This window comes from Rhizobium sp. BR 315, assembly GCF_050577975.1.
Lineage (GTDB): Bacteria > Pseudomonadota > Alphaproteobacteria > Rhizobiales > Rhizobiaceae > Rhizobium > Rhizobium miluonense.
In genome coordinates, this window is the sequence record NZ_JARWKZ010000005.1 from 22,197 (window position 1) to 34,093 (window position 11,897).

Consider the following 11,897-nt stretch of genomic DNA (forward strand, 5'->3'; position numbering starts at 1 on the left):
TCACTCAGCTGCCGTTCTGCCGCGTCGGCGCCCTGTGCTCTTTGCGCCAGGCGCACTTTCCTCGGCCGGGGAAGCGAGGCTTTCGATCAGCTCGTCCTCGGTCTCGGGACCGTCAGCTGAATCCGTCAACCGTTTCCCGGCGACATCCGCCCGCTGACCGCGCGCGCCACCGCGAACGATATGCAATTCCTGATGCGGATAGGGAATGGAGATCCCCTCCTCGCGGAACCGCTTCAGGATCTCGATGCGGAGATTGTTGCGGATTTCCATGCCGTCGGAAAGATCCGAGAGATAGAAGCGCATTTCGAAATCGAGCGACGAAGGGCCGAAGCGCAGAAACTCCACATGCGGCTCCGGGTTTCTCAATATCTTCGGAACGCCGCGCACGAGTTCCAGCAGGATCTCCATCACCTTCCGCGGATCGGAATCGAAGCTGACAGAGACCGGAATTTCCGAACGCGCAAGCCTGTTGCGGTGGGTCCAGTTGCCGACCGAAGCATTGATGAGCTCCGAGTTCGGCACAATGATCGACTGCTTGCGGAAGGTCTCGATCTCGGTGGCGCGCACCGAGATGCGCTTGACGATACCTTCCGACGTGCCCGAAACGATCCAGTCGCCGACCTTGAAGGGCCGCTCGACCAGAAGGATCAGGCCGGACACGAAGTTCGACACGATGTTCTGCAGGCCGAAACCAATACCGACCGAAAGGGCGCTGGCGACGAGCGCCAGGCTCGACAAGTTGATACCAGCGGCGGAAATCGAGATGATCGCTGCAACGGCAATGCCAAGATAGCCGATACCCGTCTTCACCGAATTGCGGACGCCGAGATCCACCTGCCCGCGCGCCATAACATTGCTGTCGAGCCAGCGCTGGAACCAGCGCGTCAGCAAATAGCCGCCGGCAAACAACAGAATGCCGACGAAGATGCCGAGCAGCGAGATCGATATGTTGCCGATCCTGATCTCGGTAAACAGCCGGTAGGCGATGAGTTCAAGATCCTGAACGTGGAAGCCCCAGGATAGCAGGATCAGCGGAATGCCGGTCAGAAGAGCGACGGAGTAGGTCGCAAGCCCAGCGACGAGGCCGCATTGATCGAGCGCCACCTCGCCAAGCTTGAGACGGCTTTCCAGAAAGCGGCCGATGATCGTTTCGGCAAAGACACCCTGTTTGGAGACCACCTTGCCGAGCTGGAAGCCGAGATACATCGTCGCGATGACGGCACTCGTCATGATCATCTGCGTTGCCATGAAGCGGGCAAGGCCGACATAGCCGATGAACGAGGTGAAAATCACCAATATGCCGAGAACGCGAAGGATGATCGCCATGCCATGAGGCCAGCGGCGCCCCGGCGCATTGGGATCGCCGTTCTTGGCGAGCATCGGCGAACCGAACGAAGCCGCAATCAAGATCACGCCGATCAGCAAGGCGGCAAAGAAGCTCTTCACCACGGTGACCACGACGGGGGATCCCATCGACTCGCTGATGCGGTCGAAAACATAATCCAACCCGTTGACCACAGCCATCGCCCGCAGACACCAGGTCAGCGAGTACGCCCCCTTGTTCGACAATTTGACGAGGCGCCAATGCGGCCGGAAAGGCGCAAAGACGGCATTGCTCAGGCGCCCGACGAAATAGGCGAGGCCGATGAAGCCAAAGACTGCTGCCAATATTGGCGCGATATCCGGCCGCAACACATTGAAATTCGAAAGGAAGAAAAACGACGTAATGAGAAACGCCGCCAGCGAGATGGTGCGGATCAAGGTGGACCAGAAGGCAACGGAGAGCCGGCTGATATAGGCCGGGTTCTCGATGGCTTCGTCCTGGACGTAGTAGCGGCGAAACAAGCGGTAGCCGCCGGAAAGGAAGAGCAGGGCCGCGCCGGCCGACAGGAGGACAGCGGCCAAAAGCGAGCCAAGCTTGGCCTTCAGAACGAATCCGATCCAACTGGTTACCGCATCGCTGAAGCTGAGGCTCTCGGCAACAAGCGCCGACCCGGCATCCTGAAACGTATTGCCGGAAATTTCGGTGTGCTTCAGCAACGTCTCGGTGAACAGCTTTCGACGTTTATCCACCAACTGCATCGAGACTCGATTGGCCTCTGTGGTCAGATTATCGGCATCAAGCATCAGGGCGCTGATCTGCGCACGCTCGGCATTGAGGCGGTCGCGTTCCTGCGCGACGATGGCCGCTTCCGGCGGCTGGCCCTCCTTGGGCACCGGGCCGAGCTGTGTCAGGCGTGCATCGATCTCGGCATTACGGGGCTTCAACCGCGCCGATATAGCCGTGACGGAACGATTGAGTTCGTCCGCACGTCCGGAAAGCGCCACCAGCGTCTCATCATCGCCGCCCGGCTGCTTTGCGCTGTCGTGTAGGGACGCGTATTCCTTCTTTGCCTTGTTCAGGTCGGCCATGGCAGCATCGATCAGCCCGTTGGCGACCGGCTGAGACTGTTGGTCCGCCTGTTCCGCCGGCTGTGCCTGTGCCGGCTGCTGATCCTGCGCGAATGCATCCGCACCCACCAGCGGAACGGCGGTCGTGGCAACGCTCAGCCCCAACAGCAAAATGGACAGAAGAGGGAAACGGAATTTCAACAGGCGCAAGCAAAGCTCCTCGTCGCAGATTTAGGTCTTGGGCAACGGATGACCAGAATCGCCACAGAAAATGAGAACCGAGTCGTCCTATATTGTGACAGCGAGTTTCATAGTCCCTACGCGTACGGCTTGTAAGACAAAGAAAGGCGACACAAAGGCATTTTCGCCTTTATTAACCCCGGAAACCCCCGCGAAACCGCATATCGTCCATTCCTTTCCGCCAAACTGTGCATCAACCACATCTTCGCCTGGCGGAAATAGGCCGAGGAAGGTTCCTGACAATGGGGGATCTCGCTGCCTACCCTTCAACTATATCGGGATAAAGGCGACCTCGCCGACCGATCCGGTGACGACGCCGATCGGGCACATCTGCTCCTGCTGCGCAGATGCCAGCGGACGCTCAATTTGGAGAAGGTGAAATACACTCGATCCTTTCCCCTTGATGTTCGAGAGGAGGCTACACCGCCTTGCATTGCGGATGGAAGCGCTCCGCCATGCTTTCGGCCGCCGCATAGGCTTGCGTGACGATTTCCGGCACCAGGTCGATATCGGGAAGACTGCCGAGCCCCAGGGGACCGATGGCAAAGAGCGCTCCCGTCGTATGACCGTTCACTTCGAGCGCTCCCGTCGCCTCGACGGCAAGGCCGAGGCCCAGCTCATCCGGCACCGCGAGACCGGCATCGATCAGGCTGCGCAACAACGGTGCATTGAGATTGGGCGCCTGGCATCGACAGTCGATCACGTCGTCAGCGTAAAGCTGCTCTATGTCCTGCCGTCCGGCCGGCCTCAGCACCAGCCCGGTCGGCGTCCGCCGGATGAGATGGCCGCGCCGCAGCAAGGTATTGCCTTCGGCCAACTCCTGCATCAGGCGGACATGGAGCGCCTCGGGCAACCGATTGCGATGGCTGTCATAGAGCGCCCTCAGGTGACGATTGAACTGCTGCTTCTGACTGGCCGGCAAGGAGCGCCACAGGGAGCGAGCATGCCTGCGAAAGCCATTCATGATCGATTGCCAGTTCTGGCCATCGGCCTCTGCGGCTTGGCAGGCGCTTCGAATAAAACGGACGATCCCGCTGAGCTGATCGGGCATTTCGTCAGCCGGGAAGACGGGGTCGGCATTGTTGCGCGTATGGCTTTGCGGCAGGAAACCGCGCCTCGAGACAATCGTGATCTGGCCCATATAGCCATTGTCGCGCATCTGCAGCAGCCGGTCGACGACGCGCAGGCCGCTGCCGAGCAGGATCGTGTGTGGGCGCGAAACCAGCCGGCGTGCGCGCACCGTCGTCGGAATGCTCGCCAGATCGCTGGCCGGCTCATCCTGATCGGTCACACCATAGCCGGTCGCAAGCACCACCATGTCGAAGGGCGCATTGGCCGCGCCGTCACTCTCCACCATAAAGCGTTCGCCGCGAATGCGCCGGAGCCCGAAGACCATCTGGCTGCTGACCTGCACTGTGACGTCCCGTCGGGAAGCGAAGGCCTCCGAGAAGCGCTGGTAGACGTAGTCGCTGAAAATGCTCTTCGGGACGAAGATCTGCAGAAAGCCGGGTATCGCCGCCGGAACAGCGCTGCGAAAGGGCGCATTGCCGGAAAGCCATTGATTGAAATCATCGGGATCGCCGGCGGAGACGGAAAGATCGCGAACGCGGCTGTTCAGAATCTCGCTGCTACGTCCAGAGGCCAGCGCCTGGCCGCCACTGACAGTAGAGTTAGGGTCGAAAAGCTGCAGATAGAAGGGAAAGCGTACCGTCTTCATCAAGGCGATCGCCATCATCATGCCGGAAAAGCCGCGGCCGATTACGGCGATGCGAGGCATCGCATAGGCCCGGCTCGCCGTATTTGCCTTGGCGGAAAAAAATCCCTGAACCGTCATATCAACTCCTGGAGCGAGAGCTGGTCGATCATGCTTTCCCTGGGCTTGCCCAATTTACGGCCTGCAAAACACAGAATTCAGACATCCGGCCGCTGACAGGCAAGGAACTGCGGCACACAGAACGCACAAAACCGCATCGGTTCTCAAAATTCGGCGCATCCGCTTCAGCCAGGGTTTCTATCCCACCCTGAAAGCGATGCGACACGCAGGTCCAACTCCGATCCGAAACCAGATGCCTGCAATCGGCTGCACAGATAACCATAAATCGGAGCATCAGGAGGCAGCGGAATTATTGCTATTGTCTACTTATTTAGTCGTATATGAAAGCGCGAAAATGCGCCGCTAGCAAGTGCTTTCTTGTCAGCCTTGTAATCTGCGCCGGTCAAACAGATGCCGTCATCGCACAAAAGACACCCTGCGACTGCATGCCCCCTTGCGGTCGATGGCCTATTCTGCCGGCAAAGGCAGAGAACAGCTGATAGCCCTCGCGCCAGCGTCCAAAGCCGCTTTCGATGTTGATATGGCCCGCATGTCCGAGATCGTGCAGCTCGCTGCCCCAACAGGCTGCGTAACGCCGAAGCCTGGCAAAATCCATGTAGCGGTCGTCGCGACTGCCGACGACGAGGCTCCTGAATGGCAGCGGATTGGCCGGCATTGCGCCAAAATCGATGACGCCCGGATGCAACCGCTCCGTCCTCTCGAGATCGCAGGGCGCGACAAGGAAGGCACCCTTCACATGCCTTGCCGCGGGCCGATCGGCGAGATGAGCCGCAAGCAGGCATCCGAGACTATGCGCGACCAGCCAGGCGTCCCCCACCCGTTCCAGCTCGCTTTCGAGCGCCTGCAGCCACTCTCCCAGCACCGGTCTCGACCAGGAGGACTGCCGCACGATGGTCGCGGACGCATCGTCGCGCGCCCAATGGCGCTGCCAGTGGCCCTCTGCAGAGCCGTTCAAACCGGGAAGGATCAAGGTCGCGCCCATGGCAATCTCCTGGCTGCAACCGACCGCGCTGCCCGGCGGTGCGCTTACAATTTCTCCATTTGACGCCTATTATGCCGAACGGCGCCGGGCGAATAAGCAAAGAAAATCCATTGTATACTACATCTATAGAAATTAAGATCTTATTGACTTGCCGCGCCTGAAGAACCGACCTGGCATCAGCCGATGGAGTGATGAATGGGGACTGTTTCGCAGTTGCACGAACGCCTCAGACCGCCAGCGCATTCTATTCAAAGCGAAGAGGAAGCGCTCGATATCGCAAGGTCGCTCGCCGCCGGTTTCGCGCTGCAGGCAAGCGATCGCGATATCAATCGCGTGCTGCCCTATGACGAAATCGAAGCCCTCTCCCAATCCGGCCTGCTTGGAATTTCCGTGCCCTCGGAACATGGCGGCATCGACATTTCCAATTCCGTCCTGACCGAGGTCGTCGCCATCCTCGCGGAAGCCGACCCTTCCATCGCACAGATTCCGCAGACGCATTTTCATGTGCTGGAAGCCGTGCGGATCGGCGGCAGCGAGGAGCAGAAGGCCTCCCTCTTTGCCAGAGCCATCATCGGCGACCGCTTCGGTGGCGTCTTTACGAAAATCGGCGTCGGCACAGCCGGTCAAGACGCTCTGCAGGTGACTTTGGATGGGCTAGGCCATCGCCTCAACGGCAGAAGCTTCGATTCCCCTAGCGTGCTGTTTTCCGACTGGATCGCCATATTCGCCGCCACCGACGATAACGGAGCTTTTGTCGCGGTCATTCCTAGAAACACAGAGGGCATCCAGATCATCGACGACTGGGATGGCTTTGGCCAACGCACCTCCGGAAACGGTACGGCCATCCTGCATAACGTCTATCTCAATGCCGATGCGGTGCTCTCGCGGGGTGAAAAGCTGGGGCAACCCACCATCGTCGACGCCGTGGGCCAACTCACCCATGCCGGCATCAATCTCGGCATCGCCCGATCGGCCCTAATGGCGACCATCGACTTTGTCCGCGCAAATCCCCATCCATGGCCCGATGGCGATGGCAAGCGTGCCGCAGACGATCCATTGGTCGTCACCAGAATAGGCGAGATCGCCGTCCGTATCGAAGCGGCCACTGCAATGGTGGAACGCGCCGGCAGCAAGATCGATGCAGCCCAGATCAATCTCACCGAAGATCATGTGATCGATGCGGCACTGTCGGTCGCAGCGGCACAGACCATGACGGCCGAGATCGCCATGGAAACGGCCAATACGCTGTTTGATCTCGCCGGCACCTCGGCGGCACGCATTGGCCTCAATCTGGACCGCCACTGGCGTAACGCCCGCATTCATACGCTGCACGGCCCGGCTCGACAGAAATACAATATCGTCGGCAACTATCATCTCAATGGCATCAAGCCGTCGAGGCGTTGATCGCTCTGTTCTTGAGACGAAGTGTCGGAGGCGTCACGTCAGCCGATATGCGACGCGCGATAATCTTCCCGTTCCTGGATCTCGATCTCCGAGCCTCCGGCGACGAATTGCTCCAGCGTCATGTTGTCGAGAATTTCGGCAATGGCGTCGCGGACCTCCGTCATGGAGCGCCGCACCTGACAGCGCTCCGGATCGGAACAGTCATCGCAGGCCTCATAGGCCGTGCGGCTGGCGCAGCGGATCGGCGCAAGCGGACCGTCCAGCGTGCGGATGACATGGCCGATGCGGATATCCGCCGCCGGGCGAGACAGGGAATAGCCACCGCCCGGTCCCTTCTTGGAGCGAAGCACACCGGCATTGCGCAGTTCGAGCAGGATGGTATCGAGGAACTTTTTCGGAATGTTGTTGCGCTGGGCAATATCATTGATGAACGCTGTTTCGCCCGGCGCCAGACGCGCCAGATCCACCAGCGCCTTCAATCCGTATTTCCCTTTTTTCGTAAGCATCGCTGTCCGCTTCACTGCAAAGTCGATTGTCGGAAACCCGGTTTGCTTCGAGAGAGACTCAACCGGCCTGTCTTGTCATCATGGTTTGCGGAAGTAACCCCGCCACCCCGGACGAACAAGATAGTAACTCACAAATTGTATAGTTTATATGAGTAAATTTAGGCAGATGTATCGCTCAAGCAACGATTTTGCGGTTTTTCTTGGATTTAAGCGGCGCTACTGGCCAATTGTGCCTTGCGACGCTCGTTCACACATTCAGCAATAGCCCCTGCCGTCTGCTCGGCGACGAGAACCGCATGCTCGACCACCTCAGGCAGCCCCATCAGTTCGCCGAAGGTCCCACGCGCCAGCGGCCCGGAAATGAATAGCGATGGCACGACCGTTCCGTTCTCATTGAGCGCTCGCGATTGGATATCGCAGGCAAGCCCGAGCCGCATGGGATCCATGGCAAGGAACCCTGTCTTTGCCAGTGCCTCGATCCAGTCCTGCGATTGCAGAATGCCGCGATGGCCGGGACCTGTGGTAACGACGACGGCGTCGAATTGCCTGTCGATGCTCCGGTCGGACCGACTGAGCCTCAGCCTGCAATCGATAACGCCATCCGTCACCTCAACCGAGGCAACCGAGGCCGCGAGCACTTCGAGCCTGCCGGCATCGATTGCCCGTTCGCTGACCGCCTCGACCTGCGGCGCGACGCGGAAGCGATGCACATCCCAGAAAGGCCGCAGATGGCGAACGACACGGCGACGCTCCTCAAGCGGCAGGGCCAGCCACAAATGCCGCCCTTGCGCCCGCACTTGATCGACGACAGCGTGCCAGCTGCGCCCCGCGCCTTCCGCCTCCCGAATAACAGCGCGTACACGCCGCAACAGCGAGACCGCTGTCTTCGACGGGCTGTCGACGAAATCGCCGAACAACTCCTGCTTGACGCGCGCATGGCCGCGCGAGCGCAAGCCACGCCGGGATATGGCAGTGATCGGCCCCTGGTGCCCCCGCAACTCGAGGGAAGCTATGACGTCAGCCGAGGTCAGGCCATTGCCGACCACTAGCAGGCGATCATCGGCGCGGATGGCCGTCAGCGCATCCGATTTAGTGGGATCCGGAACGAAGCGCGGATGGCCGGCAAGGGTATCCCGCAGCAATTGCGGCGGCAGCGGCGACGGATGGCTGGTGGCGATGATGAGAATATCCGCATCCACGCTCTGCCCTGCCTCTCCCGTAACCGTCCAATAGCGATCCGTCCGCGAGATACGCTCGACGTTCTGCCGGACATGGGTCACGCGACCGTCGCCGACGAACGGACCTATCATGCTGTTGATGTAATTGCCGAAAGCGGCACGGCGCGGAAACAGACTGCCATTGGCGGCAACCGCCGTCTCATCCTCCTCAAGCGCCTGGTGTTCCTGCAGCCAGCGTTGAAAATGCTCGATGTCATCGGGCAGCAAGCTCATCTTGGCTGCCGGTACATTGATCCGATGAGCAGGATCCGACGTATCATAGGCAAGCCCTGCGCCCAGACGCTCGCGTGGCTCGAATATGAAAAGCTGGCCAGGCCGCAATGACTGTCGCTGCAGCAGATGGAAGGCAACAGCCGTTCCGGATACCCCGCCGCCAATAATGGCGATAACGGGCAGATCATGCGCCCGCTGGTCAGAGCCAATGGTCAATAGCCAACTCCTTCCGGACTGATCGGCGTGAAGAGCTTATCGCCCGCCGAGCAATCGCAATTGCCGTATCCGATAAGGATATACTCTATAAATTTTATTGACAATAACATCCGGCGGCGAAACTCAAGCGCCTCGGAATCCACGCCCCGAAACGGGGCCGATAAAGCTTAGGAAACAAGTATTTAATTGTGCCGCGCACAACATTGTTTTGCACCGCAGAATGTAAAAAACTTGGCATACAACGAATAAAAGAACACACTAATGATTGTTCTGATCCGTTTTCTCTCGGGAGGAGAAACATCATGGAACTGCTTCGCCTGCTCACCCCCTTCGACTATACGTTGATGCTGCTTCTGGCCGCCATCTTTGTATTTAGCGTGTTGGAAGGCGGGCATAAAAAGCACTAGGCGCGCCCGCCTGAAGGCGATGCAGCTTGCCGTCACGCGATCGCGTCCTGAATGGAAGCGCCTCGTGTCTTTGCATGAAAGGCTCAGGCGATCGAATTGCCGGCGTGAAGATTTGGAACGCGCCTAGGTCGATTGCAGCTGCGCCATTACCTGATGATGAAGGTAAGCCGCAGCTTCCTTCGCCTCCTGCTGGTGGCTCGTCCAGTCATCTCGTCTTTTCCCCAGATAGGCATCGCGCACATAGGCGAGAGTTTTCGCGGCGAACTCCCCGCGCTCGCCGCCAGCCGCATTTGAGCGAGACTAAGCAGCACATTTCGCTCATCGCCTGGCAAATTCGCAAGCAAGGACGCCCCCGCACTTCGCGCGGCGGACGTGATCGTTGGGAATTCGGGCATTGAAAATGTAGAGGCTGGCCCCAGCAGCGTTACGCTCTTGCCGCGCCTGAGCCAGCGGAAGGATGATTTCAAGGTCGAAAAGAGGTTCGGGAACAGCGCCGGCTTCGAAGCTTGCAGCCTTTCGCTATAGATGAATTCGCTTTGCTGCAAACGCCGGCGCGGAAAGATCGGATTCCCGCAATACCATAAGCTCGATGCAGCCCGGCTAACTGGGACTGACAGGGTGACGCCCGAAAACCCTCAGCAGGCGAGCGCGCAGCCTCTATCATGGAGCGTGCCCATCCAAGAGCCATTGCGAGGCATCGCGTCGCAAGTAGATTATCCAGCCTCTAATGAATTGGCTTTTACTGCCATGTATCATCGCATGAAATAACGCCCCTCTCTTCACGAATCCCACGTATTTCCTTCGCAAGCCTCGCGCAAACGATCCTTGAGAGAATTTTCCTTGTCGGCAAAACGCTGGACAAAAGGAGATATATTCATGGGATACGACTGGGACGGCAGCAAAACACGACGAATACGAAAACTGAAATACGGGATCTCTCTGCTCCTCTTCGCAATATTCCTGGCCGCGCCGACGATGTTCCTGCTGCATCTCCGTTGATGCCGAGGCGCCCTCGCCTGTGGGTCTTATTTGCCTGAGATCGATGCGGGGGACAGAGTACTCCAAACGCAATCCGACCGGAGAGACGGATCGAGACGCTACGCCTGGGCCGTAACGCAAGCGGCACCCGAGCCTTGCTCGCTCATCGCCTTCGGAAGAAGAAGATGATCCCTGCTAGGATTAAAATAGCCGGAATGCCGATAATGCTGAAAAAGAGCGCACATGACTTGGAAACCGCGCCCAAGCCGTCGGCGTCAATCAGCGTCAAATTTCAGCTAAGTGCTTGAAAAGATGGTGGGTGATGTAGGGCTCGAACCTACGACCCGCTGATTAAGAGTCAGCTGCTCTACCAACTGAGCTAATCACCCGTACCGCTTGCTGGCGGCGTGACCGGGCATATAAATAGGATCGGTTTGATTGTCCAGCGGCCAAACGAATTTTCTTTGATTATTTCTCAAAAAAATTTCGGAGGCCGCCGAAAAGCCTTTAAAATCAAAGCTCAAGAATTCCGGAGGCAACACGCACGGCTTGGCCGCCAATGCGGGCATTGGCGATCTGGCCGCCGTCGACATCGAGATGAAGATGAATCAGCGAGGGGCGTCCCATCTCGATTCCCTGCTCGATAATCACGGGATGATGTCCATCCGGCAGTCCGTCGAATTGATTGATCGCTCCGGAGAGCGCCGCCACCGCCGCACCCGTCGCTGGATCCTCGACAATACCCATCCCCACAGGGAACATGCGAGCATGGAACTTGGCGACATGATTGATGCCGCCGCGACAATAGATGAAGGCGGAGGCAAGCGCGCCGTCGACGAAGGGAACCGTCTTTTCCCAAAGCTGCAGATCGAATTCCAGCCGCTCGGCAGCGCCGACATCGTGCACAGGCACGAGAAGGAACGGCACACCGGCGCTCCAGATGGAGGGGACGTGATTCTCGAAACCGATCTCTGTGATCTTCAGGCTGAGCGCATTGGCAATATCGGCCCTGTCGAGCGGCAGCGGGATCTGTTGCGATTTTCTCGGCAGATCGAATTCGGCAAAGCTCGCCTTGCTCTGCCTAAGTTTGATCGCGCAGCGCACCGGCCCGACCCGCTCGTCCAGCACGCAAACGAGATCGAGATCGCCGCCATGGCTGGCATGGGTCTTCTCCGCAAGCGCGATCGCCGTGCCGACGGTTGGATGCCCGGCAAAGGGCAGTTCGCGGCCGGGCGTGAATATGCGCAGGCTGGCAGTGTGCGCCTGATTCTGCGGCGGCAGCACGAACACCGTCTCAGAGAGATTCATCTCCCTGGCGATCGCCTGCATCGCCTCGTCGCTCAAGCCCTCGGCATCGAAGATGATCGCGAGAGGATTGCCCGCCAGCTTGCTGTCGGTGAACACATCATAGACACTGTAGCTGCGCGCCAATCCCGCCTCCATTCACGCTTCCACATTTGATTATTCATAACGGCAAGCGACTCCAGC

At 58.9% G+C, this 11,897-nt stretch carries 7 protein-coding genes and 1 tRNA gene; 1 reads left to right on the plus strand and 7 read right to left on the minus strand.

What is annotated here, in order from left to right:
- The 3 genes from QD409_RS07845 to QD409_RS07855 form a co-directional block, all read right to left on the minus strand.
- Complete coding sequence (locus tag QD409_RS07845) at positions 1–2,601, minus strand: mechanosensitive ion channel domain-containing protein (protein ID WP_430762345.1); 2,601 nt, start codon at positions 2,599–2,601, stop codon at positions 1–3.
- A 448-nt stretch (positions 2,602–3,049) separates the two neighbouring features.
- On the minus strand, positions 3,050–4,465 hold the full coding sequence (locus QD409_RS07850; protein ID WP_092856260.1) for an FAD/NAD(P)-binding protein: 1,416 nt from the start codon (positions 4,463–4,465) through the stop codon (positions 3,050–3,052).
- Positions 4,466–4,847: 382 nt separating this feature from the next.
- Positions 4,848–5,447, minus strand: a complete 600-nt coding sequence (locus tag QD409_RS07855; RefSeq protein WP_430762346.1) for an RBBP9/YdeN family alpha/beta hydrolase — start codon at positions 5,445–5,447, stop codon at positions 4,848–4,850.
- Between the two features lie 195 nt (positions 5,448–5,642).
- Here QD409_RS07855 and QD409_RS07860 point away from each other — a divergent pair, with 195 nt between their 5' ends.
- Positions 5,643–6,851, plus strand: a complete 1,209-nt coding sequence (locus tag QD409_RS07860; protein WP_092856257.1) for an SfnB family sulfur acquisition oxidoreductase — start codon at positions 5,643–5,645, stop codon at positions 6,849–6,851.
- Positions 6,852–6,889: 38 nt separating this feature from the next.
- Here the strand turns inward: QD409_RS07860 and QD409_RS07865 are convergent, their stop codons facing one another.
- From QD409_RS07865 to QD409_RS07880, 4 genes are all read right to left on the minus strand, one after another.
- Positions 6,890–7,357, minus strand: a complete 468-nt coding sequence (locus tag QD409_RS07865; protein WP_092856255.1) for an RrF2 family transcriptional regulator — start codon at positions 7,355–7,357, stop codon at positions 6,890–6,892.
- Positions 7,358–7,563: 206 nt separating this feature from the next.
- A complete protein-coding gene (locus QD409_RS07870) occupies positions 7,564–9,024 on the minus strand; it encodes an FAD/NAD(P)-binding protein (RefSeq protein WP_092856253.1) in 1,461 nt (486 codons plus the stop codon).
- Between the two features lie 1,698 nt (positions 9,025–10,722).
- A tRNA-Lys gene (locus tag QD409_RS07875) sits at positions 10,723–10,798 on the minus strand.
- Positions 10,799–10,922: 124 nt separating this feature from the next.
- Positions 10,923–11,840 carry a PhzF family phenazine biosynthesis protein gene (locus tag QD409_RS07880; protein WP_167668080.1) on the minus strand — a complete coding sequence of 306 codons (918 nt, stop codon included), beginning with the start codon at positions 11,838–11,840 and terminating at the stop codon, positions 10,923–10,925.
- Between the last annotated feature and the right edge of the window lie 57 nt (positions 11,841–11,897).

What these genes read in the sequence shown, in the direction of transcription:
- QD409_RS07850 (WP_092856260.1), bottom strand. Translation starts at nt 4,465, where the DNA reads ATGACGGTTCAGGGATTTTTTTCCGCCAAGGCAAATACGGCGAGCCGG.
- QD409_RS07855 (WP_430762346.1), bottom strand. Translation starts at nt 5,447, where the DNA reads ATGGGCGCGACCTTGATCCTTCCCGGTTTGAACGGCTCTGCAGAGGGC.
- QD409_RS07860 (WP_092856257.1), top strand. Translation starts at nt 5,643, where the DNA reads ATGGGGACTGTTTCGCAGTTGCACGAACGCCTCAGACCGCCAGCGCAT.
- QD409_RS07865 (WP_092856255.1), bottom strand. Translation starts at nt 7,357, where the DNA reads ATGCTTACGAAAAAAGGGAAATACGGATTGAAGGCGCTGGTGGATCTG.